The following is a 26,813-nucleotide window of genomic DNA, read 5'->3' as shown; positions in this document are numbered from 1 at the left end:
AAAATTGGCCATCATTTAAAATGATGACCACTATTAGATTAATTAAAATGTATTCCTTTTTCAAGCCATGCGCTTCCAGCTTCAAACAACGATTCAGATATCGTTGGATGCGGGAATACCATGCTTTCGATTTCATCTACGGTTCCTTCCAAGTGCATGTAAGATGTTGCTTGGCTGATCATTTCCGTGACATGGGCGCCAACCATGACAACACCTAGAATTTCGCCGTATTTTTCCTCGGCAATGATTTTCATAAAGCCGCTTGTTTCACCAGCTGCAATCGCTTTTCCGTTCGCAGCGATGTCGACTTTTTTCGCCTTCACGCGATATCCTGCTTCTTTTGCCTGGTTTTCAGTTAATCCAACACTGGCAATCTCAGGGAAGGTATAGACACATCGCGGTATGATCGATTCCTTTTTAGCAGATTTACCTAAAATATGATTAACCGCTTTGATGCCTTCATCGGTCGCAGCATGGGCAAGCAGGAATCCACCAACCAAGTCTCCAACAGCATAAATGCCATCAATGGAGGTTTTCATATCCTGATTTGCTTTGACAAATTTACCGTCAAAATCAACGGACAACTCCTCTGTCCCAGTGAGATTCGGGGTTCTTCCTACTGAAATGAGCACACTGTTTGTCTGGATACTTTTCGTCTCGCCATTCTTCTCCATTTTAACAGTTGTTTTACCATTATCAGATATAAAACTGGTAATCTTGGATCCTGTATGAATGGTAATCCCGTTATTAGCGAATTCTTTCGCCAAATAATCAGCGGCATCAGGGTCCTCGTTAGGCAAAATACGGTCAGCCATTTCGACGATTTCTACCTTCGTATCGAGGCTGTTAAAAATACAAGCAATTTCCAGACCGATAACGCCACCTCCAACAATTACCATATGGGATGGAACTTCACTTATATCGAAAATGGTATCACTCGTATAATAGTCAACAGTATCCAGGCCAGGTAGGGGTGGGACAAAAGGCTTCGAACCATTCGCTAATATAACATTATTAGCCTGCAGCTTTTCACTGCCATTACCAGTCTTAACAGTAACCGTTTTGCTGTCATCAACATACCCATATCCTTCAAATACTGTAATTTTATTTTGTTTCATTAATCCTTTGATTCCATTTTTTAGCTGGTTAACGACTTTATTTTTTCGGTTGACCATTTCTTCTATTGAATAGGAAAAATCATTCACCGTGATTCCATATGTCCTGGAATCTTTTATTTCTTCAATTACTTCAGCATGTTTTAATAATGTTTTGGAAGGAATGCAGCCTCGATTCAAGCATGTTCCACCAAGGTCACGTCCTTCAACCAGCGCTACGTTCAGGCCTTCTTTTGCAGCGCGGATTGCTGCTACATAGCCACCGGGGCCACCGCCAATTATTGCTAGATCAAATGTCTTCATGGATTTCACCTCCTATACTAACAGACCATATGGATTTTCTAAGCGATCTTTTAATTCTGTTAGGAATGCAGCTGCTGGTGCGCCGTCGATTGCCCGATGATCAAATGACAGGCTGAGTACCATCATTGGTCGAACTTCAACCGATCCATCGACAACAACTGGCTTTTCAACGATTCGACCGACGCCAAGAATTGCTGTTTCAGGCGGATTAATAATTGGTGTAAACCCATCGACAGCATACATGCCTAAGTTACTGATGCTGAACGTGCTGCCGGACATTTCAGCTGGTGACAATTTGCCATCACGTGCCTTCAAGCCTAGTGTTTTACTTGCTTCAGTTAATTCAGCAAGACCTTTTTTGTCAGCGTCAGGAATAGATGGAACGATCAATCCGTTCTCGACCGCTACAGCCAATCCGATATTCACATCTTTATTCATTACGATTTCATCACCAACGAGCGAGGCATTCACTTTCGGATGATTTCCTAATACGTGTGCTGTTGCTTTGATAATAATTTCAGTATAAGAAAGTCGATAGCCTGTCTGTTTTTCGATAACTGGCAGTAATGATTTACGAACGTCAATTACCTGTGACATGTCAATTTCACTTGTTAGCGTGACATGTGGAATACTCTGCGTGCTTTCCAGCATCTTGTCTGCAACTGCTTTACGCAAGCCTTTCAGCTTAACGCGTTCAGGCTCTTCAGTTGGCTCCGTCTGAGCAGCAGCATATCCTGTGACATCCGCTTTCTCTATTTTCCCACGAGCTCCAGATCCTTGTACCTGACTAAGGTCCACACCTTTGTCAGCAGCTATTTTTTCAGCAAGCGGTGTAGCACGGTTTGTATTGATCGCTTCAACAACATCTTGTTCGTGTACACGGCTCTTAGGACCTGAACCCGATACACTGGACAATTCGATATTATTTTCCCGGGCAACACGTCTTGCTGCTGGCGTAGCACGTACTTTATCAGTTGCAGATCCTTCAGGCTGTTCAGCTGCTGGCTGCTCAGCTTCCTCAGCAGATTCACCAGCATCAGAAGACTCTTCCTCATCTGCTAATTCTGGCGGTTCGTCCGGTACCTCTTCGTTTTCCTCACCAACATACCCAATAACCGCATTTACAGGTATCTCATCATCCACTTGATAATATTTTTTTAAAAAGACGCCTTCTTCATATGACTCAACTTCAATATTGATTTTGTCAGTCATGATTTCAAATAAAGGCTCACCGATTTCAACAGGATCGCCTTCTTCTTTCAACCATTGAAGCAACGTACCAACTTCCATCGTACTGCTTAGCTTTGGCATGAAAACTTCTTTAGCCATTACGATCCCCCCTTACGCCTTATTTAACGTTTTCTTAACGGATTGAACAATGTCAGGAACCTGTGGAACCGATGCTTTTTCCAAATCTGGATTATATGGAACTGGCACAGGTAGTGCTCCCAGGCGCTGAATTGGTGCATCAAGATAATCAAATGCATCACTTTCCGCTATCATACTGGCAATCTCACCGCCGACTCCACCGCGTTTAACTGCCTCATGGACAACAACAACGCGTCCTGTTTTTGAGACGGATTGAACAATTGTTTCTTCATCTAATGGCACGATTGTTCGTGGATCTACCACTTCGACACTAATGCCCTCTTTTTCAAGTTCTTCAGCTGCCTCTAAAGCACGATGCACCATAACCGCTGTAGCAACGATTGTCACATCAGTACCTTCACGTTTCACATCTGCTTTTCCTAAAGGAATGCTGTATTGATCCTCAGGAACATCGGATTTTGTTTTGTATAATACTTTATGCTCGTAAAATACAACCGGGTTATCGTCATCCATCGCCGCTTTTAACAAGCCTTTTGCATCATAAGCTGTTGATGGCTGTACAACCTTTAGACCCGGAACGTGTGCCACCCAAGCTTCCAGACTTTGTGAGTGCTGTGCGGCTGCACCAGTTCCAGAACCACTTGGCGTACGCAATACCATCGGCACTGTAGCTTTACCTCCGTACATATAGCGCATTTTGGCTGCCTGGTTAACCATTTGGTCCATCGCGATGGTAATAAAATCGGAGAACTGCAATTCCAAAATCGGACGCATTCCGGTTAATGCTGAACCAACAGCCGCCCCGGAAATCCCTGACTCACTAATTGGTGTGTTTCTGACACGTTCAGGACCGAACTCCTCAATCATGCCACGAGTTACACCAAAGGCACCGCCATATACTCCAATATCTTCACCAAGTATAAATACATCATCATTCTTTCTCATTTCCTGTTCCATTGCTTCACGAACTGCTTCTGAATAGGTTATCTCTCTCATGATTATTCCCTCCTATGCGTAAACGTCACTTAATAGGTCTTCGTTAGCTGGCATTGGTCCTTCTTTTGCGAAATCAACTGATTCCTCGACAACTTGTTTTGCTTCACTTCTTAGTGATTTTGATTCTTCTTCGGTGAAAATTCCCGCTTCAATCAATACACCAGCAAAACGTTTGATTGGATCTTTATCTTTCCATTCTTTCTCTTCTTCACGTGTACGATATTTCTTCGCATCACTCTTTGAATGACCTTTCCAGCGGTATGTTTTCGCTTCGATTAACGTTGGGCCATTCCCGTTTCTGGCGTTTTCAACTGCTTCATGTGTTGTATTCATCATTTCAACAATGTCGTTTCCATCAACCGTAACACCAGGGAAACCGTATGACTGAGCACGCTCAGAAATGTCCTTTACATTGACCATATCTTTAACGGGGCCAGACATGCCGTATTGGTTATTCTCACAGATAAACACAATAGGCAGGTTCCAGATAGAAGCAAGGTTTAATGCTTCATGAAAGCTTCCCTCGTTTGATGCACCATCACCAAAGAAACACAGTGTCACATAATCCTGTTTTTTCATGTGGGCTGTTAATGCAGAACCGACTGCTAATGGAATACCACCACCAACAATCCCGTTTGCACCTAGATTCCCTCGTTCAACATCGGCAATATGCATTGATCCGCCTTTACCTTTGCAGTAACCGTTTTCACGACCAAACAGTTCCGCCATCATTTTGTTTACATCCGCACCTTTGGCGATACAATGTCCATGGCCGCGGTGAGTACTTGTAATTTTATCCTGGTCCTGTATAACAGCACATGCGCCGGACGCACTAGCTTCTTGCCCTACGCATAGATGTGTCGTTCCATGAATTTCACCTTTCGCAAAAAATTCATCAACCTTCTCTTCAAAAAATCTTATTGTCCACATTTGTTTATATAAATCTACCAATTTGTCCTTGCCAACATCAGGTACTAATTTTACGTTATTTAATTCCATTTATTTCACTCCTTTTACATTTGTTCATTATAATTACGTTTGTAACAATGATAAAATTTTCTGGCTCTTTCGTCAAGTGATTTGCTAGAAAATGTGGCTTATCGCCAAGCTTTTATGGTGAAAGTATTAGTTGCTCATATGCAGGTATTCTTACTTGCTTAATTGTTAAAAAAACCTCCCCACATGAAGAGTGAAGAGGTATTTATTTAGTTAAGCTGTTTTAAAAGATTTGATACAAAGATATAAACTGCAATACACTGAAAATTTCTTTTGTGAGCTATGACTCCACTTCAGAAATACACTTCGCTTTCACTGCTCTGGGTACAAAGACGACATCTACCCAAACTGAAGCTTTCATAGTGTCTTCTTAGCTTTGGGCAACGCTCCAGCTTCCCCGGAAGCCAAAACCGCTTCCTGCGGGATCTTCAGCTGTTGCTTCGACGAACAGGACGTTCTAGTACCGGCGTTGGTCACAGGACGTGACCGGTTTTAGCCGGTGACCCACAGGAGTCTACGTGTATTTCCTACGCTGGATTTTGCTCACTAAATATTAACAAATGTATATTGTGTTGGATAAAAACGAAATTTCAGACTATTTAAACCTGCAGTTGGAATATGCGAGACTCCTGTGGGACAGCGATCCTAAGAGACTCCACAGTGAGCGTTCTTTGCGAGCGAGGAGGCTCGTGGTGAGCCCACGGAAAGCGAGTATATTCCAACTGCGTGGTTAGACAGCTATACTAAATACTTCGAACAGGTTACTCTTAATCTACATCGTAGTTCATTTCAACTAAAAGCAACAATAGTCTTTATCCCTTATCCTGCATTGAGCGCAGTTTCCAGATGGTAGATTCGTTTGTTTGCTCGATATCACCGTAAGTAATTATATCGCCTTTTTTAATCGCATTCTTCAGCTTCACGTTTTTATCAACCAACCCGATTGGCAGAGCACCTTTTTCTCTTGCCTCATCCGCTTTTAAAAGTTTCCCATAAACAGTAAATCCGCCAATACTATCGAGAAACTCACCTTCAGCCAAGTCTTTTTTAGCTACTGCAACAGTTTCTCCTTGTCCCCCGAAATATGGAGTAATCGTAGGCTCGTTGTCAAAGTAAGCTTTAGCAATCGATAATGGTGTCTCAAGACTTGTTAAGTGGTATGGACGATATAAGACATAGTTTGGTCCGTCTCCCATTTTCAAGTATTTCATTTCAGCATTTACCTCTTCTTTGTCAGAGGTAATAATGGCGAATACTCCTGGGGCAACACCGTTAACAAAATCTACTATTCTTCTTCCATTAAGCTTTCCGCCTTGTGACTTATCTTTAAAAATATTCGGAAGATCTGCTACTGAGCCTTCAAATCCATGCATGCCTGGCTGATCTGGTGCAAAACCAATTGCATTAGCAACAGCGTTCATTTCAACCATTGTCTTGGTTCCATCCTGGAATGAGGCAAGCATTTTTGGGCTTGATCCTTTCGCTTTAGCTTCGTCTGCTGCTGTGTCAGGATTTGCTTCCAAATTCAGTGGGTTGTTCTTTCCTTTTCCGACTGCAACAATTTCAAAGCCCATTGCATCTGCAAAATCATATAATTCCATAATTGCACCTGGTTCGTCACCAGCAGTACCTGTATAAACAACACCAGCGGAATCCGCCATCTTCTTCAATAGTGGCCCAACAGTAACATCGGCTTCCACGTTAAGCATGACAATATGTTTCTTATTCAGAATGGTATCCCAGGCGATTTCAGCTCCAAGATTCGGAATGCCTGTAGCATCAACCACTACATCAACATCAGGTAACGATGTAACAAGTTTGACGTTTGTTGTGGCGACCACTTGATTCTGATTTATCGCTGATTCAGCTTTTGTTAAATCATCAGTAACAGCAATAGTTGAAGTACTGATTCCAGCATTTTTATAGGCATTTTCCACATTTTCTATTGCAAGGTCCGCCGTGGCAACTACACGCATTCCTTTCATACCTTCAATCTGAGAAATCATGCCTCTTCCCATTTGTCCTGCACCTATAAGACCTACCTTGATATAAGAACCTTCATTTTCTAATTTCTGCAGTTTTCTATTAATATTAAGCATTTGCTTCACTCCATTTCTGCGTTGTAATTATCTTCTGAATGATATAATCATTTTTTCATTTACTTCAGGTATTTGTTTTTGCTCCAAGCACACAGTTCCTGGTAATTCTGAATGTGAATCGCCATTAAAATTAAATGTAGCGTGACCAAGCTCTTTCATTGTTTCGTTAGCTTTATCACCGACAAACAAAATCTTAAAAGGTTCATCGTTAATGACCATTTCGTCCCCTGCTTTTATATCCTGAGTCAATGAATCGCCATCATGAACAACTGAAATACTTTTCAAATCTGCTGGAACTGTATCATTAAAAAGAATCATCATTTTTTCTTCAAACATTAGTGGAGCATCTTCTCCAACTTCAACAACCTTTACTTCATAAAAAGAATTAGACATATCAATACATCTCCTTACCTGTGTTAAGATCATTTCTAAGATGAATGTTACACGAAACAAGTGTGATATTCAATTACTTTTTTACAATTGTAACAATTGATTACATTTGTAAAAACACAATCATTTTTATACCCTCCTTCACTGGAAAAGAGGGTATAAATTTGTGTCGTCTTAAATACTCTTAGCTGTATAGCCCAAAGCTTGCAAAGTATGCAATTACAACTGCAGCTGGTCCTGTAACTAATCTGGAAAAGAGTACTGCTGGTACACCGACTTCAATCGTTTCTGGTTCAGCCTCTCCAAGTGTTAAGCCAACAGGAACAAAGTCTGTCCCTACTTGTGGGTTGATGGCGAATAATGCCGGTAATGTCATCTGTGGCGGGATATTCCCCTTACCAACTTCAACCCCGATTAGAACACCTACAACCTGAGCAATTACAGCGCCTGGTGCAAGTAAAGGTGAAATGATTGGTATGGAACAAATAAGGGAAAGTATTAACATCCCCAGTAATGAAGTTGCCAATGGTGTTACGGTATTAGCGATGAAATCACCAATTCCTGTATAGTTAATAATCCCCATTAACACACTGACAAAGGCCATGAACGGTAGAATGTTCTTAATAACTGTATCAATTGTATCTCTACCAGCTTGGAAGAATGTGCTGACAACGTTCCCAACCTTATCACCGAGCACTTCAATTACTCGATTAATTATATTCTTCTTCTTACCTTGTCTTTCCTCTTGTGCTGCAACTTTTCCTTTTGCTTCTTCTTTCTTCTGTTTTGCAACATTTTTATCCAATAACGATTCATCATTCCCTGTTCCCTGGTCCTTACTTTCTTCTTGCTGGTTTCCTTCAGAAGAACCGTCAGCCTGGCCAATCTTTTCTGTGGTAACACCTGAAACAAAATTTTCTTCATTGATGAATTTGGCAAGCGGGCCAGAAGGTGAATTACTAAATACATTTATAGTCTTTATTCCCATTTTCGGGTACACACCACTTCTGGCTGTCCCTCCGCAGTTGATAACGGCGCAGATCATTTCTTCTTTTGCTACTGACTTTTGGAAGCCGTCAATCGCAATACCGCCTGTCCGATCTGCTATTTCCTGTGCAACTGGATGAATCCCACCACCAGTTACGGATATAATATATTTTTTATCGTCAGTCGGATGGATAATAAGTGGACCTCCCCATCCAGATGAACCTTTTGAAACTTTTACAGCTTGATATTCACTCATAGATTATCCTCCTCACCATTATTGCTATGCCGCAATATTTTCAGATTCCTGTTGTCTGTTTTTAATCATTCGATTCGTAATAAGCTCTGTAACAAAGCCTCTCAATAACATTACTACTATTCCGACAAGTAAAAACCGAAGTGCTAGTGGACCGGTAGATAGCCCTAGTTCTGTTATACCAGCTGCTATCCCTGTATAAACAAACAATTCAGCCGGATTCGCATGTGGAAATAAACCGGTAATTGGGTGAACAAATGAAACCGCAGAGTCATAAAAAGCTGGTTTTTGTTTTTCAGGCAAGAAACGACCGAACGTATAGCACATTGGATTTGTTAGGAAAAACACTGCTAAAAATGGAAAGATCGTATACCGTAAAATAAAATACTTCGTACAATATTGAGCGAATTTAAATACCCTTTCTTCCCCGATAAATTTAATTAAAGCGTTTACAGCTGTAATCAAAACAATTAACAATGGAATGATGCCCGTTACAAGGCCCATAAATGTATCTCCGCCAGCCTGGAACATTCCAATAAAGCCTTCTGCAAGCGTGATTAAGAAATCCATGCTTTATTCTCCTTTCCTTTGTTTAATTCTTTTTTAATCATATCAACGGCATTGGAAAGAGCGTGATATTCTTTTTTTGATAAGAAATCTACAAATCTCGTCTCCTCCAACTTCATACCTACTAATTGTTTAATATCATTGAATCTAGCAAAAACTGTTATACCTTTCATAACTTTTGCATCAATAATATGTGACTTTTCATCACAGACAAGTACAATGATTGCGCCATTACCTAATCTTTTCTTGTAATAGCCTGTTCCTAAATATCCAGAGTCTCTTCTGCTCAGTTTTTTAATTTCAGACTTATAATGCTTGACCTGAAAATGAGTCATCAAAAACTGTAATCCCCAAATAAAGGCAAATATGAAAATAAAAGTTCCCCACATTGTATCGCCCCCCTTTTTTACATTTGTATTCATGTGAAACTTTTGTAAATACAATAGTAAAACGCTTTCATCTTCATGTCAATATATTTTTTAATTTTTTTGTTTTTTCATAATACTAATCGTATTCCAGCAATGATTCCGCGGTTTTGTCATCTGTTACCAGTACATCCAAGTATTTACTTTTTAGGGCTACATGAAGACCTTCAGCCTTATAAGCTCCTTCAGCAATAGCTAAAACTTCAGGTATTTCTTTTATTTCTTCCAAATCTAATCCTATTACTCTATCATTTATTGGATGCTGGACAAGTTGACCATCCCTATTATAAAAACATGAATTAATATCGCCAACTGCCCCTGAGTCTTTTAATGTCCTTACATCCTGTTCATTTAAATAGCCCATTCCAACCATTGTTGATTCACACGAAGGGCTGCTTACACCAACGATTGCTATATCGACTTTTCTTCCCTCTTCCAGCACAGCAGCTACATCCTTAGAATTTTTAATAGCGTGCTTCAAATCAGCAGTTTCAGCCACTGCGGGAGCATACAAATAGGAAGAACTAGTATTTAACTGTTGAGCAAGCTGAAACGATAAATGATTGGAGTGATATTGCACAAACCCCTGCCCCATTCCTCCGATCAATGGGACTAAATGAATATGACTCTGCTGCTGACTTTGAAATTCTTCTACAAAAGTAGATACAGATTTACCCCAGGAAACCCCTATTGTGTTAAGTTGATTTATTTTTTTAGATAGATAGGCAGTAGCCGCTTGACCCAAACGACGTCTCACCATTTCCGGACCCTTATTAGAGACGGAAACTACTACCGCTTCATGCAGACCATACTTTTTTTCCAGCTTTCGTTCCAGTTCTACGGTATGAACCGTTTCATCCTTCATATAAACTTCTACAATATTTTTCTCTCTAGCTTGCTGAAGTATTTTAGAAATAATAGGTCTGGACAAGTCTACTTTCTTGCAAATTTCGTTTTGAGTCCATCCTTCTAAATAATATAGTTTTGAGACCTTCGCAATTAAATTCCGCTCTTTTGCATCCAATCTATAATCCCCCTAGTTACATTCGTAAGATTCGATGTCTTTAATATTAACAACAAATCAAGAAATCAGAAAGCGATTTCATACCCTTATTGACTAAGGATAATAAAAAAGATATACTAAATTCAAATAAATTTACAATTGAAATTATATAGAACATATGTAAAAAAACAGCTTAATTGGAGGACCTACTATGAGCACTAAAACTTTTTCTGCATTGGACCGAAATTCCACCATTAAACAAATGGAGAACGAGCATTTTGATTTGTTGGTTATTGGTGGAGGCATAACGGGAAGTGGTATCGCATTAGATGCAGTAAACCGTGGGTTAAAGGTTGGATTGATTGAAAGAAATGATTTTGCGGCAGGAACAAGCAGCCGCTCAGGTAAGTTGATACACGGAGGTCTAAAATATTTACAGAAATTGGACTTCAACGTTATTAAAGAAATCGGAAGCGAACGTGATATTGTCTACAATAATGCTCGTCATTTAGTCTATCCGATTAAGATGAATTTCCCATTGATTAAAAGGGAATCTTATAATCTATTAACATTAAAAGCTGGACTTTCATTATATGATCGCCTGGCTGGCGTAAAGAAGGACGAACGTCATACCATTCACGGTAAGAAAAAAACATTGCAATACGAGCCATTATTTAATGAGAAAACCGTTACTGGAAGCGGGGCGTATGTTGAGTATCGTACAGATGACAGCCGTTTAACATTAGAAGTGGCAAAAACAGCATCTGAGAAAGGTGCAACTGTCCTGAATTACGCTGAGATGACAGACTTTCTTCAAGATGAGAACAATCATGTCAAAGGTGTAATAGCTAAGGACCTTAACCAAGGTCAGAACATCCGAGTCACTGCAACACATGTCGTTAATGCGACAGGCCCATGGGTCGATGAGGTTCGAAAAAAAGATCGCCCAATAACAGGAAAATACATGGTACTTGCTAAAGGCATTCACATTGTTTTTGACCATCAATCACTGCCAGTCAAATCTTCAATCTATTTTCAGCATAAAGGGCGCATGATTGCAGTAATACCACGAGGTAACCGCACCTATGTTGGATCAACTGAATCTATCTACAAACAGGATATGGATGATATTCACGTTAAATCCTCAGAAGTAGACTATTTAATTGGCTGTCTGCATGCTATATTCCCATCTCTGGACTTAGGAAAAAATGATGTTATTTCAAGCTGGGCCGGTATTCGCCCGCTTATAGGGGAAGATGGCAATTCACCAGCAGAGTTATCAAGACATGATGAAATTTTCGAATCGGATACAGGACTGATTACGATTGCAGGCGGAAAACTAACAGGCTACAGAAAAATGGCTGAACGGGTATTACAGCATATTGAGAAAAAAGACAGTTCAATCAAATCCAAAAACACAACAGACCAGGTTAAATTATCTGGCGGACATTTTAATTCTCAGGAGGAAATAACATCACATGTCCCGTATTTACACGGCAAATTTAAACATTTGAATCTATCTATTGATGAGGTTAACGACTATGTTTTCCGGTATGGCTCAAACACAGAAAACCTGCTTAAACTGATTGACCGGTATGATGATCGTTTTGAGGATAAAGAGTTAAGAAATATCGCAGCAGAAGTAAGATATACAGTTGAACATGAAATGGCAGCATCATTAGCTGATTTCTATGATCGCCGTACAAGCTATCTTTTATTTGATCTTGATAAAGTAAAACGCACACTGCCTATTGTCACTGAGGAAATGGCGCAATTACTGGAATGGACTGAGGCGAGAACGACCGATGAAATAGAAAAAATGAATTACGAGATAAAAAAAGCATTAACATTTGTTGAATAGCAAGGAGGAACCAGTTATGTATTCAGTTGCTCTTACAGATAAACGAACATTGGAATTACAGGAACGGGAATATCCTAAGATTACTAGTGATGAAATATTACTCAAGGTTCATGCGATTGGCGTATGCGGATCAGACCTTCGAGTATACCAGCATGGTGATGCCAGGGTTGACTTCCCACGCGTTATCGGACATGAAATTGCCGGTGAAGTGGTCGAATCAGGCAGCAATCTTTCCAGGTTTCAAACCGGCGACAGAGTAACCCTCGGCGCGCATATCCCATGTGGCGAATGTGTTTTTTGCCAAAAAAATGAGGGACATCAATGCGTAGAAGGAAAATCAATGGGATATCACGTTGATGGCGGATTTGCTGAATATGTTGTTTTGCCAAAGAAATTTGTTGAAAATGGCTCCATTCAAAAAATAGCTGATACAACCTCATATGAATTAGCCAGTTTGTCCGAACCTTTTTCATGTGTGTTAAGCGGCCTGTATGAAGTCGATGTAAAACCTGGAGAGAATGTAGTAGTTTACGGGGCTGGAGCGATTGGGTGCATGTATATTGCTGCATTGAAAAAAATGGGTGCTGCCAAGGTAATTGCCGTGCAAAGATCTGCACCAAGACGACAAAAAGCATTAGAAAGCGGCGCCGACATTGTCATTGATCCTAATTCAGCAGACACCGCACTTGAAATTAGTGACGCAACACAAGGACTAGGCGCTGACACTGTCATTGTCACAGCACCTTCAACCGAAGTGCAGAAGGAAGCATTGGAAGTTGTGAAGAAAACAGGGAAAGTACTATTCTTTGCCGGTATAAAAAATGTTACCGAAGTTCCGATTAATACAAATCACTTCATCTACAAACAGTTGAAGGTCGTTGGTACGCACGGTGCACCACGTCATCTGCATATCGAGGCGGTAAAATGGATTGATGAAGGACTGCTTGATTTTTCATCCTTTATAACCCATACCTTTCCGCTAAAAGAAACGGACAAGGCCTTTGAAACAGCGGTAAGTAAAGAAGGACTCAAATGTGTTGTGAAGCCAACTGAATAAAAATTAGAAAACTTGGCATTCGCCCAAGCTTTAATGGCGGAATGCCTTAGTTGCTCTTATGCAGTAAGAAAGTATTTACACTTTCTTAACTGCCAAAAGGAATGAAATTGGTTTTGCGGCCAACTTCATTCCTTTTATTATTCTTCAAGTAATTCCTGAGCAGTTCGGTCATCGGTAATTAATACGTTTAAATACCCACCTTTTAGCGCAGCCTCAATACTCTCCAGTTTGTATGAGCCTTCGACAATTCCTATTACTTCAGGAATATTTCTGATCTCATCTAAATTCAGCCCAATTACCCGATTATTTAATGGGTGATCAACTTCTTTTCCAACCGCATCAAAAAAACGTGAGCTAATGTCGCCAACAGCACCGGCCTTGCGGAGAGATGCTAAATCACTTTCCTCCAAATAACCTATCGTCTCCATTGTTGAACTTTTAAACGGATTCCCTAGCCCAACTAAAGCCATGTCCACATTGCGCCCTCGTTCTAAAACATGTGCAATATCCTTTGAGTTAACAAGCCGCTCCTTCAGCTCATCACTCTCAACCATTGCTGGCGCATAAAGATATGAACAGGATGTATTCATTTTCTGAGCCAGATTAAATGCAAGCTGATTGGAATGAAGGTGAACATAATCGCTCCCCATCCCCCCAACAATTGGAACAATATTAATATCATCCCTACGTTCATAAGGATATTCTTCAATCAAGGAAAGGAGCGTCGTACCCCAGGAAATCCCAAGACTTTTGATACCTTTTAAATTCTTAGCTATATACGAAGCTGCCGTCTTACCAAGCTGCCGCTTAGCCATATCCGGCGCAAATCCAGCAGTCGAAACAACAATAACCTCGCTCAATCCATATTTCTTTTCAAGCGTTTGCTCCAGTTCAACCGTTTGAACTGTCTCATCTTTAATATATATCTCAACAATTCCTTCTTTTTTGGCATTGTTTAACAGCTTAGAGATAACCGGTCGGGAGACATTATTTCGTGCCGCAATCTGGGCCTGTGTCCAACCCTCAAAATAATACAACTTGGCCACCTTTACCATCAAGCGGCGTTCTTCCCAATTCAACATAATATCGCTCTTTTCCTCTTAATTTCTATTCTAAGTATAACATTATATTCGAGTACGCGCGCGTGTCGTTACATCCGTTCCAAATAATTACCCTTGTAACGAGTTTAATGGGGATGATGCATCGTGTCAAGCGTATTGTAAGTGGAAGGAGGGGTGCTGCCGCTCGAGTTTAGGCGCGGCTCGCTCGAGTTTGGGGTCTGCTCGCTCGAGTTTGAAGGCTGTTCGCTCGAGTTTGGGCGCTGCTCGCCCGAGTTTGGGTGCAGCTCGCTCGAGTTTGAGCACTGCTCGCTCGAGTTTAAGCACTGCTCGCTCGAGTTTAGGCGCTGCTCGCTCGAGTTTAGGCGCTAATCGCTCGAGTTTAAGCACTACTCGCTCGAGTTTCCACACCGCTCGCTCGAAATCTAGCCCCGCTCTCTCGAGTTTGGGCGCTGTTCGCTCGAGTTTGAGCACTGCTCGCTCGAGTTTAAGCGCTGCTCGCTCAAGTTTAGGCGCTGCTCGCTCAAGTTTAGGCGCTACTCGCTCGAGTTTGCGCACTACTCGCTCGAGTTTGAGGGCTGCTCGCTCGAGTTTGAGGGCTACTCGCTCGAGTTTGGGTGTTACTCGCTCGAGTTTGGGCGCTATTCGCTCGAGTTTGGGTGCTCCTCGCTCGAGTTTGAGGGCTCCTCGCTCGAGTTTGAGGACTACTCGCTCGAGTTTGAGCCCTCCACGCTCGAAATTTAGCCCAGCTCGCTCGATCCCAAACCATAAAAAAGAGTAAGCAACATAAAGATGCTTACTCTTCCCTAATGACGCTAGTCCTGTAAATACGATTCTTTTATCGATGCTATGTTACTCTCAAGTAAACTCTTTAACTCTTCCTCGACACTGCTATTCTCTAAGTGCTTCAGGAAATCTTCTAGATGCTTGATTGCTTGGTCTGTTTCCTCATTTTCATAATGATGGTTGGCTTGTGCTAGGCGATTTACAAGCTGTTGGGCTACTGAATGTTCAATATCTCCTGCTTCTTCAAGTGATTGCACTTGTTCTGTTAGAGATGTTGTTGTGACTTGAACTGTGATCTCAATTTTATTGGAAGCGATAGTTTCACCGTTATAGGAAACGTTCGCCTGTATCACAGTGCTTCCCGCATTTTTAGCAGTGATTTTTCCATTTTCTATTGTTGCCACTTGTGGAGCACTGTTCGTCCATTCAACGTCTGCTCCAGCTAAGTCAACATTATTGCCGTTAGCCAGTGTGACAGCAAGATCTGCACTTGTTTCTTCGCCTTGAACTAGAACTATTGTCACCTCTTCATCAGTTATGGAAGCCGTTTCTAATGGAACAGGTAATTTAAATAGATTTTCTCCGTTGGCATAGTAAATGTTACCTTCACAATCCAAGTCCGTTAAGTGCACATTGTTTCCGATAAGTTGTTTGCTCTTCTGTATCTGCACTATAGGCAAACACCTTTGCTTCTTGGGCGGTCGGTTCAATTCCAAGTCCGCCAGCGTTGGATGAACCTCCATAAACCATTCCGTTTAGATATGTTAGTCCGATAATACTTTAATTCTGTATTATATTGCGAATACTATTCCATTCCGCTTTTCTGGGTCTATCTCGTAAATGCGGGCACCACCATAAGTATCCATATATACATTTCCATTACAAAAAATATTTAACTGTGAAAAAATTCAAATTAACGATTCTTGGTCTATCTATACCTGTAATTCCATCCCATCATACGCTACATCAATTCCAAATGGGACTAGCAATTTTTCTAAATCATCATGCAACAATCCGCAATTATGGGAAAAATGTGTTGCTACAACCCTGGATTTCTCATGAAGTACACCTAATTCAGCAAATTTTGCTTTCGTATCCTTAACTGCTTCTATATTCATGTGGATTGTCTTTCTATCTATTAACCCATTTGTGCAATCAAGTATAGCAATATCTATGACACGTTGAGCTAACCAATTAAAGGTTTCTTCAGGGAATACTCCTGTATCATGACCATACAGACAAGTCTTTCCTTCTTTTTCTATAAAATAAATAAAACTATTTTCGTCCGGTTTATGGTCTGCCGGCAAAGGTGTTATTAACTTGCCACCTATTTCATTTGTTGTAAAAGCCTGGACAGGCGCAATATTAAAATACTCCTTCTCATTCTCAAGTGTTTCATGACAACGTTGAACGACGTTCTCATTTCCGTAAATATTAACAACATCCCCGAAATCTTTAGCAAAATCGGGGGTACGCATTCTTATATCTTCCGGGTAAAAGTGATCATGATGTGTATGGGTAATGATTAAATGTTCAAAATCAGAGATCATATCTCCGTCACGCAATACATGCATGAAAGTATCTGGTGGAAAATCAATCTTTAAATTATCATCTACTAATGCTGACGTTCTCGTTCGAATGTCTTTCCCACCAAGCTCCTTTGCCTTTTGACAAAGCTCACACCGGCAAAAGATTGCTGGAATACCTTCAGCTGCAGCACTGCCTAGCAAGCGAATTTTCATTTTATATCACCTCATTGGAAAATTTGATTATATTTTGTTCACACATAATACAATCCTTCTGTACTAGGTATTGGAATAGGAAGCAATGTCTTTAAATTACCTAGTTCAACATTATCCTGAAAATCAAATAACACCTTTACCAAATCTGCCGGTAGCAATGTGACTTGTGATTCATTATACTGCAGGGTTACATTCCCGTCTTTTGAAGTTATCGTCAACTTCTCAACCACAGCAAGATTTTTCTCCATTAAATACGGCATTACCTGCTCTATTAATCTCTCAGCATTAACAATATGTACGGTGCCACCATTCTGCTCGACCTTGAATGGAAGATCACTTAACTTATCATGAAGCGACTCCTGCCAAGGGACAGTTAAATCTATTTTCGGTACAACATTGTTGGCCAATAAATCCGTAAATATCCCGCGGATTGCTTCTGGATTACCACCCCAGTCCGTTACAATAGCAGATTCATTCTCAGGTACTCCAATTACCACATATGCTTCGATTGTCCCGTGATTCTCAGCAACATATAACGCTTGTTTCTGCTTAAAAATACTTGCATAACCGCCTGCATCAAGAAGCATTGCCCACTCCCATATATTAGTTTCATAGCGAACTTCTTTTGCTTTTATTAAATCATCAACTTGAAAGAGATCTGTCGCAGAACCTTTCCTTACTGATCCTTTATAATTTTGTTCCTCAGGAATATTATCGATTTTATAATTGTACACTTTTCCAAAATGATAACAGTCATTTCGCCTATACAATCCGCGATCACCAGACACAAACAACAATGACGCTCCGGCCTGATCGATGAAGTTATATACTTTCTTTAGGATGGCAGTTGCTATGCCCTGCCCCTGGTAATCAGGATGTGTGCAAACAGATCCAATCGAGAAAGTATTTAATTCAGCACTTCCAATGACCATTTTCGATGGCACTAATCCAATAAAACTCACCAATTGATCACCATCAAAGGCAGCGAATGACTGGTTTAATTGCTTAGAGAAAACCTGCGGGAATGCATCTCCCATTGACGTATGATCCTTTTCTCGAAACGTTTGATTGGATAATTCTATCGCCTGTTCAAATTCCTGTTCTTTTAAATGGCGAATATCCATTTATCATGCACCTCCAGAGTAAACTGTTTCCCCATTAACAATTGTTTTCTCAACAGTTAAATTGTTACCTAGAATCATGATGTCGGCTTTATATCCTGCAGCAATTCTACCTCTATTTTCTCCTTGATCTATTGCATTCAACGGTGCCTGTGTTGCCATGTAAATAGCTTTTTCCAATGGAATATTGCACTGGTCCACAACATACTTAATTCCTTTATCCAACGTAATTGCGCTTCCTGCTAGTTGACCGTTATTCAAGGTTACTTTATTGCCAGTCTTTATAAGGTTCTTTTCCCGGAAAAAATATTCTCCATTAGCTAATTCGTTATATCCCGTACAATCAGATATAAGGACCATCCGTTCACTGCCCTTCACCTTATATAGAAGCTCAATCATCCTGGGATGTATATGGATACCATCTGTAATAATTTCGCATGTTAGGTTATCATAATACAAAGAAGCAGCAGCGGTCCCGGGTGTTCGATGGTGCACGGGACTCATCGCATTGAATGTATGCGTTATTTGTGTCAGCCCAGACTCTATTGCTAATCCGATTTCCTCAATTGTTGCGTTTGTATGTCCAGCTGAAACGTATATGCCGTTTGTATGTAAGTGATTTAGTATCACATAATCTTCCATTTCCTCTGGAGCCAATGTAATAATAGAAATGGTATCTAAAAAAGGATCCAAAACATTATCGACATCATTCCAGGTGAGCTGCCTTATATAGGACTTACTTTGTGCTCCGCTATACTTCGGACTAATCCAAGGTCCTTCCAGATGAACGCCAAGGCAGTTAGCACCAACAGCCGGATTATCCTGATACGACTTGGCACCCTCAAGAAACTTCTTCACATCGGTAACTGTACCTGTTCTGGAAGTAGCTAAAAAAGATGTTACCCCGTAACACGGCAGGCATTTTGAGATTTCAGCAAATGCTTCCTGATTGTCCATAAAATCAAACCCATTTACACCATGAATATGAATATCTGTTAATCCAGGGCAGATAAAACCATTCACTTCATATACGGCACCATTATTAGCTGCTTTCTCGTTGCCAACGCAGGTTATTTCGCCATTCGTTATTTCAACAAAACAATCCTTTATCATACGCCCATCTGTGATGACATCACCTTTTAAATAGTACATTTTAATCCCTCACTTACCTTGTTTGACTAACGAACTGGCTCCAATCATGCTTGCATTATTTTTTAGATGTGCCTGCTGTAATACTATCGGAACAGATGCTGTTGCTGCCATTTTTTCTTCCAATTCACTCCACCAATACTTGCTGGAATCAATCACACCACCACCAATTACAATCATTTCCGGATCAAATAAATATTGCAGGTTAATAAGTCCAATTGACAGGTATTCTAAATATTGATCAACAACGCTTTTACAGGATGCATCTTTCGTATAGTTTTTAAATACATCTTCTGGCTGATAATTTTTCGAAGCTAAATCAGATTCAATTGAAATCATTCTTTCCAATGCTTTGCCTGATGCGTATGCCTCCCAACAGCCTTTACGCCCACATCCACAAACCAATCCATCTGGAACAATTGTCATGTGACCAACTTCGCCGCCGTACCCGCTATTTCCATGAACCAATTCATTATTAAGGATTATTCCACCACCGATACCTGTTCCTAGTGTGACACAAATATAACTGCTGACGGCTCTTGCCGCCCCTGCAGTTCCTTCTGCCAAAGCTGCGCAATTCGCATCATTTCCCACTACAACCGAAACATGAAAGGCATCTTCCAGCATATCCTGTATTGGCACATTTGCTAAGGCATGTAAATTAGGACAGCTTTTTATTACGCCATTATGAAAATCAACTATCCCAGCTGAAGCAACCCCAATACCTTGAATTTTTTCATCCTGGACAAGTTCTTTTAGCGCATCAATCATATTTTCAACAATTGCTTCCTTAGGCGTTCTTATTTGATTCTCTTTAACAAGTTGACTATTTCCATCAAACATGCCGAATTTAATTTTGGTACCGCCGATATCAATTCCAATCGTGTACACTGGCTGTTACCTCCTTCTTATAAAAGTGGACACCTTATACAGGTGCCCGCAATGTTTATAAATTTACTGCTGATTTCTTTTCACTCGATTTATACGCTGCTAAAGCAACTTCCAGCGCCTTTAAACCGTCCCTTCCAGTTATGAATGGTTTTCTTCCCTCTTCTACACAGTTAACAAAATCTCGAATTAGGCCAAGATCCATATCATTTCCATAGAAAACATGATTTAGCGATTTAGATCCGCTTGTAAACATTCTAAAATGTTCTTTAAATGCATCAGCCTTCACTGTCTTCTTTGTGCCGACGACTTCAATTGTTGCATCACCCCAGATTGGATATTCTTTAAATCTTGACCAACTCGCGTCATGTGAAGCAACAACACCATTTTCAAATTCCAATGTGAGCAGCCCTGCATCATCAATAGCGATGTCATGAAAATAAGAGTCTACAATCGCATGTACTTCGGTAATTTCCTTTCCTAAATACCAGCGCATAATGTCAACCATATGTACTGTATGATCTAATACAGCACCTCCACCAGATTGCTCTTTATCGATAAACCAACCACCGGGATTTTGACCTCTGTTTGTGGTACGAAAAGCAACAATGTCACCAAGTTCTCCATCATCAATCATATTCTTTAGCTTCCGCATCGGGGAGCTGAATCTTACCGGAAATGCTGTTTGTAAAACTACGTCATTCTTGTCACAAATGTTAATCATTTCTTGTGCATCTTCTACTGTTGTGGCAATTGGCTTTTCGCATAAAATATGTTTATTGGCTTTGGCAGCATTTATGACCATTTCTTTATGGCGGAAGTTTTCACTGCAAATAATGACAGCATCCATATCCATCGCAAGAAACGATTCCTGATCGTTGAAATGCTTTGTTAGATACTTTTCAGCCACTTCTTTTCCTCTATCTGAATCATCATCAAAGATTCCAACTAATTCAACATTGGGCAGTTTCATCAAACCGTCCGCATAACTGTGTGCATGCATATGCGCGAAACTCATCATTCCAATTTTCATTAATTAGCACCTCCGTTTACAAGCTGACTGAAATTGTTCAAACGTTTGATCAATCCTTGATCTGCTGTATGAGCAGACTCAATGATGGAGTCTACTGAATAAACTAACGATGGGTCAGTTGGATTCATCGTTTCACTATTGAATTCCAGGATAGTTTTTATCCCGCTCCACTCGAGTTCAATGCTTTCATCCTGATCAGAAAATGTATATTCCAAATGTGCCATTGTTCCACCGCCAAAATTGACAGTGACGATCAGATGGTAAGGAGAAACTGTCTGATTTGTATGCTTCACTTGAATATCCTGCGTTTCACCTAATAGTGAGGAAAGAACATATAAATCACCAGCAATCAGCTCCTTGCTTTCATCATTACCATTTATTCTTCTTAAACGAAAAACACCCTTTGGCTTATTTTCTTTTTCAATAACCTCTTTTATTTTTTGGAAAAACGTATAGTTTTCCAAATCAAAATAAACATTTACCCCTTCTGCAGCGTTATCCAGTAAGGTCGACGGAATAAATATGTTATTATTTTCGTGTAAAACAGCATCCAGTTTAGTCTTGCTTAAAGATAATAATGCCGTTTCATCTTGTTCCGCCTGTCGTTCAACCGAATCTACAATGGTTCGTAATGTAGCTTGATAATCGATTTTATCTAACCTTGCAAATACAATATTCCCCATTCTTCTCCCTCCTACTGAAGTAAATTCCTTAGACGATTGACCGCTTCTTCATTGGCATCCTTAGCATCGTCCTTACCTTCGTATTCGATTGAAAGCCATCTTTGATAATTCATTTCTTTTAGACCTTGAACAATGTAAGCTAAATCCACCTGCCCATCTCCAGGGATGGTACCAATCAATTCCGTACCTTGTGCTGAACGAAATCCTTTGATATCTTCACTGGCTTCTTTTTCCCGGAAGTCCTTAAAGTGAACATGGACAATTTTATCTTTCAGTCGATCAAAAGCTTGATGAGGTTTCTCATGTACTAATAAAAAGTTACCTGTATCAAATGTGGATTTCACATACGGGCTATTGACTTTTTTTATGATCTCTTCAACCTGTTCACTCTTTCCAGCTAATAGACCATGGTTTTCAATTGCTAAATAAATCTGCTCTTTTTCAGCTGCTTCAGCACATTGCCTCAAGCCATCAACTATCCAGCCCTGACCATCCTCATAAGTTAAGTCATCATGTATGTCTCCGCAAAACACACGGATTATATTTGTGTTTAATTGCTTAGCTACTTGAATAGCATCTTTTACTTTAGTTACTTCCTTTGCCCGTTCTTCACTTGATTCTTTTACAAAATTATTCGTGACGTCATAGGCGGAAACCTTTAAGTTATGTTTCTTCAGTGCTTTTGTCACTTGCTCGAGTTCGTTGCTAATATCGTCTTTATTTTGCCAAAAAATATCAAGGAGCTCGACGCCGTCCAATGAAATATGATTGGCATAATCAATGAAATCTACAGTAGACCAATTTTCCTTTTTAACGGTTGAAATTAAACTGTACATGCTGACACTAATATTCATAATTATCCTCCTTGTATTTAGGTACTTTAAATTGAGCTTTAAGTTCTTTTTTCGTAAAGACTCTTTTCGTAAGTTTTGTGACTTTTTAAGCTTCTCAGTTCAGACTGCGAGAAACGGTCGCTCATCGGGGTTATGAGAATCCGAATTCTGTTCAAACATCGAAAAATAGTCACTCATGAGAGTCATGAGAACCCGAATTCTGTTCAAACATCGAAAAATAGTCACTCATGAGAGTCATGAGAACCCGAATTCTGTTCGAACAGCGAGAAACGATCACTCATCGGTCGAGTATTTTACCGCAGCGTTGGATTAGCACTCTTCTTATATAGTATGGAAGAAAACCACGATAAAGTTATGAAGCAGTTTATAGATTCTTATAATATAGTACATTCCATTTCTTGGGTGTTCTAAAAAACCATAATACGTTGACTAGTTCAGTTATGTCCTGGAAATTGTACCTTACAAATCAAATAGGTGTTGTTTAGTTATTCCTGGTATTTCATCATGGGGCTTATTTTCTAATTGTCTGCTCAAGAATTCGAGCTTTTTTTCATCATGAAATGGGTTAAGCTCATGGGTGAATTGTGGATATATCTCGATTTTTTTGTTGACTGACTGAATATGGTTAAAGGCTGCAAATGCTGTTGATGGTGGTGTAATTGCATCCTCTAATCCTGCCGCCATTAATGTTGAGCAGTTAATAGATTCACAGAAATGAACACTATCAATATAGCCCAATGTCTCAGCAACCTGATCGTAAGTATTGTACTGTGGGTCATTCCACTTAAAATAGTTTACAATTTCCATATACGGACCGGACAGAGCAACATCCAATGCCCGTTCAAAATGGGTAAGAAATGGCCAATCAGCTAACACAAAATCCATTTCTCCATCTAATCCTGCAGCACTAAGTGCCAGCCCGCCACCCTGCGAAGAGCCCATAACCCCCAGTTTCGTTGGCGTAAAGGGAGACTCCTCAGACCTGATCCATTTTATTTGCATTAAAATATCACGGTATACGTTGGTAAAGTAATAGTTTTCAGGGTCGTAAATTCCAAGTAACATCCAGCCCGGAATTCTGCTTCCATTCTGATACTTTCCATAATCAGGTGATAATCCTTGCCCACGAACATCAAATGTATAGACTGCAAATCCAAGTGACACCCATTTCAGGTAATCAACGGGCAGCCCGCAACTACCTGTATACCCAGGAAAGCATACGATTACCGGACATTCCAACGCTGATTTTGGTTTGATTAGCATGCCATTCAGCGGCGTATCATCCCAGCTTTTAAAAACAATATCTAAGACCTCTATAGATGGAACAGGATATTTTCTTAAACCTGTTTCAACCTGTGAATGCTTATTTTTCAATTTATTCTTTTGCTCAGACCAAAATGCGTCAAAATCATGTGGTTTATTCCCTAATGCCGGACGGTAATCACGAAGCTTTTCGAGTGGAAAGTCCCCAACTTGCCTTCCCATAACAGCTCACCTCATTACTCTTTATAAAATTCATCAGGCCATTCAAGCTCAAACCCGCTTTCCCTTAACTCATTCTGAAATGCTGCTAGTAAGTTATCATTCTCTCGTACTGACTTCGGATCTGTATTATTGTTAAGACAAAATCCAGCCAACGCACCGCATGCCTCACCAATATTCCATTCCACCGGGTGAAGACGGTAACAGCCATTCGTAACATGAGTTGTTCCGATGTTTTTGCACCCGGCCAAAACGTTATCTGCATCTTTTGGAATAAGTGCGCCCAACGGTATATGAAAAGGAAGCGCTTTAATATCAAGATAGGTTTTTCCTGCCATACTAGGATGTAAGTCAATACTATATGATCCGATCCCGACACTATCTTTGTATCGTTTACCAGCCTGACCGTTGTTAAAATTTGGCGACACATCCTGCTCGGCGACGGTATATTCTGCCTTTATCCTTCTTGATTCTCTGATATAGGCAGCTTTTGCCAACCCATCTTCTGTGCCAAAGATGTCTTTTCGAAGCTTTAATCCTGGATATCCCTGAGCCCCATCAGATCTTGGTGCCTCGGTTTGCAGCCAGTATAATAGGGAAAGACTCAGTTGTTTTGCCTGATATAGATGCTTTGCTTTTTTTGACTCTGAAACATCATATATATTCCCTAAAAAGTAATCATTTTGCGGCCAATTCATTAATGAGACATCGCCTGGATTATAAGGATTTTCGTATTGGTTCTTATCAAATATTCGGCGATACTCCCACAATGGAAATCCTGTTTCCTCCCGAAATAATGTATATTCACGCTTTTCTCTTGTAATAGGATGCGGTGCGAAAAAACTTAATAGTTTATCCGGCCAAATAGCTGGATGGAACTCCTTCCAAAATTCATACATCGCAGGCTTTGGGATGGTATGGTCTTCTCCTTCTCGATACTCCATACCCAAAACATATGTGAACGCTTGAATATCATCAGGGTCAGCAACATCCAATGCGTGTGGTTCCCCAGTGTCCTTCTTTGCTTCTGCTCCTGTTACATATTCCATTTCAGCTAACGGCAGTACATCACCCGCTTCTGTTGCATCGATAAAATATTGCGCGGTAACCTGTTTCTCAGCACCTGTTTGCACATGTTCAAACGTCATGGATCGAACCGTTTTTCCGGCTTTTTTTACAGAAGTGACCTTTGTGTTTAAGTCGATTGTTAGCTGATTCGTCAGTACATAAGTCATTAACATTTCATTTAACACATGCAGTGTCACACGCGGATCATGGCAAATGTTGCTCACTAACCCGTTTCCAGGATTTAAGATGGCTTCACCTGACTTTACCGTCATATTACGCGAATAGGTTTCTCTTACTTTATTACGGTAATCACGATATCTCTTTGTTGAACCAAACTCCTCTATCCACTTATGTTCATCGGGAGGAACCCCTTGTGATGTCACCTGGCCGCCTATCCATTCTGTTTCTTCTGTTAACAGAACGTTTAGTCCACTTTCGCAGGCGGAGAGTGCTGCTGCACAGCCACCCAATCCCCCGCCTACGATTACTAGCTCCTTATTCAGATTTTCCATCTACAGATAAACCTCTTTGCCGTTTTCTGCTGACTCATAAACAGCATTGAGCATTTTCATCACCTGGACACCATCTGCAACAGGCGCGATTGTTTCTTCTCCATCTTTACAGCACGTAACAAAATGGTTGATCTCATTCACGAATGCTTTATGAACATCAAATTTAAGTGTATCCAGCTGTGGGGTAACATTTAAAATGGTATTATGCTTCTCCGTAACTAAAGATAGCTCGGGTTCAATTTCCGCTCCGCCCTTATCGCCATATAGCTTAACATTTACTTCATCTTTTTTTGCTTGCAAGGTAAAGCTAACATCTACTAAAAGGGATGCACCATTTTCAAAACGGATTAATGCATTTGTTAAATCTTCTACATCATTCAACGTCGGATCGTAATCAGCAGCCTGGTAGAATGATAGATTCTCAATGTGACTGCGATTTCCTAATTTTGAATACGTATTGCCGCTTACTGATACTGGGCGCGGTTTCCCCATCATGTACCAGCAAATATCAATCATATGAACACCTAAGTCGATTAAAGGACCGCCACCAGATTTTGAAATGTCGCTAAACCAGCCTCCAGGATTGCCAAGTCTTCTTAAGCATGAGGCTTTGGCATAATAAATTTCACCTAACTCATCATTATCAATAAACGTTTTTAATAGTTTTGCATTATCGCCATGCCGTCTAACAAAACCAACCTGCAATACCTTTCCTGACTTTTTGGCTGCCGCTTCGATTGCTAATGCTTCCTCGGTTGTCATGCTTAATGGCTTTTCCACCAATACATGCTTGCCAGCTTCCAATGCTGCGATAGCAATTTTTGCATGGGTGTTATTCCATGTACAAATACTGACAGCGTCAATTTCGTCATTTTGCAATAACTGCTGATAGTCACTGTACAACTGGGTCACTCCATACAATTCACCTTTTTCATTCAGACGGTTTTGATTGCTGTCACATAGCGCAACTAAATCCGCTTCCTCGCTTTCAAGATACGGCTTAATATGAAATTCAGATATCGACCCTACCCCAATAACTCCAACTTTCAACATTTA

General features: G+C 40.4%; 24 protein-coding genes. 2 read left to right on the top strand and 22 right to left on the bottom strand.

Annotated features, from left to right (window positions below):
- Positions 1–38: 38 nt before the first annotated feature.
- The 10 genes from lpdA to BLS02_RS03540 all read right to left on the bottom strand — a co-directional run bounded on the left by lpdA (position 39) and on the right by BLS02_RS03540 (position 10,484).
- Entirely contained in the window at positions 39–1,418 is a 1,380-nt protein-coding gene (gene lpdA / locus BLS02_RS03585) for a dihydrolipoyl dehydrogenase (protein ID WP_092491588.1), read from the bottom strand.
- Between the two features lie 12 nt (positions 1,419–1,430).
- Complete coding sequence (locus tag BLS02_RS03580; protein WP_092491587.1) at positions 1,431–2,747, bottom strand: dihydrolipoamide acetyltransferase family protein; 1,317 nt, start codon at positions 2,745–2,747, stop codon at positions 1,431–1,433.
- A gap of 12 nt (positions 2,748–2,759) precedes the next feature.
- A complete protein-coding gene (locus BLS02_RS03575) occupies positions 2,760–3,743 on the bottom strand; it encodes an alpha-ketoacid dehydrogenase subunit beta (protein ID WP_092491586.1) in 984 nt (327 codons plus the stop codon).
- Between the two features lie 12 nt (positions 3,744–3,755).
- Positions 3,756–4,742 carry a thiamine pyrophosphate-dependent dehydrogenase E1 component subunit alpha gene (locus BLS02_RS03570; protein ID WP_092491585.1) on the bottom strand — a complete coding sequence of 329 codons (987 nt, stop codon included), beginning with the start codon at positions 4,740–4,742 and terminating at the stop codon, positions 3,756–3,758.
- Between the two features lie 809 nt (positions 4,743–5,551).
- Positions 5,552–6,838, bottom strand: a complete 1,287-nt coding sequence (locus BLS02_RS03565; RefSeq protein ID WP_092491584.1) for an NAD(P)H-dependent oxidoreductase — start codon at positions 6,836–6,838, stop codon at positions 5,552–5,554.
- Between the two features lie 27 nt (positions 6,839–6,865).
- Positions 6,866–7,231, bottom strand: coding sequence for a PTS glucitol/sorbitol transporter subunit IIA (locus BLS02_RS03560; RefSeq protein ID WP_092491583.1), 366 nt, complete (start codon positions 7,229–7,231; stop codon positions 6,866–6,868).
- 181 nt (positions 7,232–7,412) lie between these two features.
- On the bottom strand, positions 7,413–8,471 hold the full coding sequence (gene srlE, locus BLS02_RS03555; RefSeq protein WP_092491582.1) for a PTS glucitol/sorbitol transporter subunit IIB: 1,059 nt from the start codon (positions 8,469–8,471) through the stop codon (positions 7,413–7,415).
- A gap of 24 nt (positions 8,472–8,495) precedes the next feature.
- Entirely contained in the window at positions 8,496–9,038 is a 543-nt protein-coding gene (gene srlA, locus BLS02_RS03550) for a PTS glucitol/sorbitol transporter subunit IIC (protein ID WP_092491581.1), read from the bottom strand.
- A complete protein-coding gene (locus tag BLS02_RS03545) occupies positions 9,026–9,424 on the bottom strand; it encodes a transcriptional regulator GutM (protein ID WP_092502497.1) in 399 nt (132 codons plus the stop codon). Before BLS02_RS03545 ends, srlA begins: the two co-directional genes overlap by 13 nt.
- A 115-nt stretch (positions 9,425–9,539) precedes the next feature.
- Positions 9,540–10,484, bottom strand: a complete 945-nt coding sequence (locus tag BLS02_RS03540) for a sugar-binding transcriptional regulator (protein WP_092491579.1) — start codon at positions 10,482–10,484, stop codon at positions 9,540–9,542.
- 190 nt (positions 10,485–10,674) lie between these two features.
- Between BLS02_RS03540 and BLS02_RS03535 the strand changes: the two genes are divergently transcribed.
- Together BLS02_RS03535 and BLS02_RS03530 are read left to right on the top strand one after the other, a co-directional pair.
- Positions 10,675–12,324, top strand: a complete 1,650-nt coding sequence (locus BLS02_RS03535; RefSeq protein ID WP_092491578.1) for a glycerol-3-phosphate dehydrogenase/oxidase — start codon at positions 10,675–10,677, stop codon at positions 12,322–12,324.
- 16 nt (positions 12,325–12,340) lie between these two features.
- Positions 12,341–13,381 carry a zinc-dependent alcohol dehydrogenase gene (locus BLS02_RS03530; RefSeq protein ID WP_092491577.1) on the top strand — a complete coding sequence of 347 codons (1,041 nt, stop codon included), beginning with the start codon at positions 12,341–12,343 and terminating at the stop codon, positions 13,379–13,381.
- A 137-nt stretch (positions 13,382–13,518) separates the two neighbouring features.
- On the opposite strand, the gene BLS02_RS03525 is transcribed toward BLS02_RS03530, so the two are convergent.
- The 12 genes from BLS02_RS03525 to BLS02_RS03465 form a co-directional block, all read right to left on the bottom strand.
- The gene (locus BLS02_RS03525) at positions 13,519–14,463 is read right to left on the bottom strand and encodes a sugar-binding transcriptional regulator (protein ID WP_092491576.1); all 945 of its coding nucleotides are present in this window, start codon (positions 14,461–14,463) and stop codon (positions 13,519–13,521) included.
- Positions 14,464–15,254: 791 nt separating this feature from the next.
- Positions 15,255–15,896, bottom strand: coding sequence for an FIMAH domain-containing protein (locus tag BLS02_RS03515; protein ID WP_092491574.1), 642 nt, complete (start codon positions 15,894–15,896; stop codon positions 15,255–15,257).
- Positions 15,897–16,157: 261 nt separating this feature from the next.
- On the bottom strand, positions 16,158–16,967 hold the full coding sequence (locus BLS02_RS03510) for an MBL fold metallo-hydrolase (protein ID WP_092491573.1): 810 nt from the start codon (positions 16,965–16,967) through the stop codon (positions 16,158–16,160).
- Positions 16,968–17,005: 38 nt separating this feature from the next.
- Complete coding sequence (locus BLS02_RS03505; protein ID WP_092491572.1) at positions 17,006–18,091, bottom strand: GNAT family N-acetyltransferase; 1,086 nt, start codon at positions 18,089–18,091, stop codon at positions 17,006–17,008.
- 3 nt (positions 18,092–18,094) lie between these two features.
- A complete protein-coding gene (nagA, locus tag BLS02_RS03500; RefSeq protein WP_092491571.1) occupies positions 18,095–19,240 on the bottom strand; it encodes an N-acetylglucosamine-6-phosphate deacetylase in 1,146 nt (381 codons plus the stop codon).
- A gap of 9 nt (positions 19,241–19,249) precedes the next feature.
- Positions 19,250–20,128 carry an ROK family protein gene (locus BLS02_RS03495; protein WP_092491570.1) on the bottom strand — a complete coding sequence of 293 codons (879 nt, stop codon included), beginning with the start codon at positions 20,126–20,128 and terminating at the stop codon, positions 19,250–19,252.
- Positions 20,129–20,183: 55 nt separating this feature from the next.
- Entirely contained in the window at positions 20,184–21,158 is a 975-nt protein-coding gene (locus tag BLS02_RS03490; protein ID WP_092491569.1) for a Gfo/Idh/MocA family protein, read from the bottom strand.
- Positions 21,158–21,841 carry a hypothetical protein gene (locus BLS02_RS03485; protein ID WP_092491568.1) on the bottom strand — a complete coding sequence of 228 codons (684 nt, stop codon included), beginning with the start codon at positions 21,839–21,841 and terminating at the stop codon, positions 21,158–21,160. The genes BLS02_RS03490 and BLS02_RS03485 overlap by 1 nt, the downstream gene beginning before the upstream one ends.
- Positions 21,842–21,852: 11 nt before the next feature.
- Positions 21,853–22,695 (bottom strand): sugar phosphate isomerase/epimerase family protein, encoded by an 843-nt coding sequence (locus BLS02_RS03480; protein ID WP_092491567.1) that lies wholly within the window; start codon positions 22,693–22,695, stop codon positions 21,853–21,855.
- 459 nt (positions 22,696–23,154) lie between these two features.
- Complete coding sequence (locus BLS02_RS03475) at positions 23,155–24,180, bottom strand: acetylxylan esterase (RefSeq protein WP_092491566.1); 1,026 nt, start codon at positions 24,178–24,180, stop codon at positions 23,155–23,157.
- A 14-nt stretch (positions 24,181–24,194) separates the two neighbouring features.
- Positions 24,195–25,757, bottom strand: a complete 1,563-nt coding sequence (locus tag BLS02_RS03470; protein ID WP_254788711.1) for an FAD-dependent oxidoreductase — start codon at positions 25,755–25,757, stop codon at positions 24,195–24,197.
- Positions 25,758–26,810, bottom strand: a complete 1,053-nt coding sequence (locus BLS02_RS03465; protein WP_092491565.1) for a Gfo/Idh/MocA family protein — start codon at positions 26,808–26,810, stop codon at positions 25,758–25,760.
- Positions 26,811–26,813 lie beyond the last annotated feature (3 nt).

The sequence above is a fragment of the Virgibacillus salinus genome, assembly GCF_900102415.1.
Lineage (GTDB): Bacteria > Bacillota > Bacilli > Bacillales > Amphibacillaceae > Lentibacillus > Lentibacillus subterraneus.
This window is presented reverse-complemented; position numbering and strand designations above follow the sequence as displayed.

Excerpts from the sequence above, each read along its gene's own strand:
- BLS02_RS03565 (WP_092491584.1), bottom strand. The coding sequence starts at position 6,838 with ATGCTTAATATTAATAGAAAACTGCAGAAATTAGAAAATGAAGGTTCT.
- BLS02_RS03490 (WP_092491569.1), bottom strand. The coding sequence starts at position 21,158 with ATGAAAATTGGAATGATGAGTTTCGCGCATATGCATGCACACAGTTAT.
- BLS02_RS03525 (WP_092491576.1), bottom strand. The coding sequence starts at position 14,463 with ATGTTGAATTGGGAAGAACGCCGCTTGATGGTAAAGGTGGCCAAGTTG.
- BLS02_RS03560 (WP_092491583.1), bottom strand. The coding sequence starts at position 7,231 with ATGTCTAATTCTTTTTATGAAGTAAAGGTTGTTGAAGTTGGAGAAGAT.
- BLS02_RS03480 (WP_092491567.1), bottom strand. The coding sequence starts at position 22,695 with ATGAATATTAGTGTCAGCATGTACAGTTTAATTTCAACCGTTAAAAAG.
- BLS02_RS03535 (WP_092491578.1), top strand. The coding sequence starts at position 10,675 with ATGAGCACTAAAACTTTTTCTGCATTGGACCGAAATTCCACCATTAAA.
- srlE (WP_092491582.1), bottom strand. The coding sequence starts at position 8,471 with ATGAGTGAATATCAAGCTGTAAAAGTTTCAAAAGGTTCATCTGGATGG.
- BLS02_RS03475 (WP_092491566.1), bottom strand. The coding sequence starts at position 24,180 with ATGGGAAGGCAAGTTGGGGACTTTCCACTCGAAAAGCTTCGTGATTAC.
- BLS02_RS03470 (WP_254788711.1), bottom strand. The coding sequence starts at position 25,757 with ATGGAAAATCTGAATAAGGAGCTAGTAATCGTAGGCGGGGGATTGGGT.
- lpdA (WP_092491588.1), bottom strand. The coding sequence starts at position 1,418 with ATGAAGACATTTGATCTAGCAATAATTGGCGGTGGCCCCGGTGGCTAT.
- BLS02_RS03485 (WP_092491568.1), bottom strand. The coding sequence starts at position 21,841 with ATGGGGAATATTGTATTTGCAAGGTTAGATAAAATCGATTATCAAGCT.
- BLS02_RS03570 (WP_092491585.1), bottom strand. The coding sequence starts at position 4,742 with ATGGAATTAAATAACGTAAAATTAGTACCTGATGTTGGCAAGGACAAA.
- BLS02_RS03530 (WP_092491577.1), top strand. The coding sequence starts at position 12,341 with ATGTATTCAGTTGCTCTTACAGATAAACGAACATTGGAATTACAGGAA.
- BLS02_RS03575 (WP_092491586.1), bottom strand. The coding sequence starts at position 3,743 with ATGAGAGAGATAACCTATTCAGAAGCAGTTCGTGAAGCAATGGAACAG.
- nagA (WP_092491571.1), bottom strand. The coding sequence starts at position 19,240 with ATGTACTATTTAAAAGGTGATGTCATCACAGATGGGCGTATGATAAAG.
- srlA (WP_092491581.1), bottom strand. The coding sequence starts at position 9,038 with ATGGATTTCTTAATCACGCTTGCAGAAGGCTTTATTGGAATGTTCCAG.
- BLS02_RS03545 (WP_092502497.1), bottom strand. The coding sequence starts at position 9,424 with ATGTGGGGAACTTTTATTTTCATATTTGCCTTTATTTGGGGATTACAG.
- BLS02_RS03580 (WP_092491587.1), bottom strand. The coding sequence starts at position 2,747 with ATGGCTAAAGAAGTTTTCATGCCAAAGCTAAGCAGTACGATGGAAGTT.
- BLS02_RS03465 (WP_092491565.1), bottom strand. The coding sequence starts at position 26,810 with ATGTTGAAAGTTGGAGTTATTGGGGTAGGGTCGATATCTGAATTTCAT.
- BLS02_RS03505 (WP_092491572.1), bottom strand. The coding sequence starts at position 18,091 with ATGGATATTCGCCATTTAAAAGAACAGGAATTTGAACAGGCGATAGAA.
- BLS02_RS03510 (WP_092491573.1), bottom strand. The coding sequence starts at position 16,967 with ATGAAAATTCGCTTGCTAGGCAGTGCTGCAGCTGAAGGTATTCCAGCA.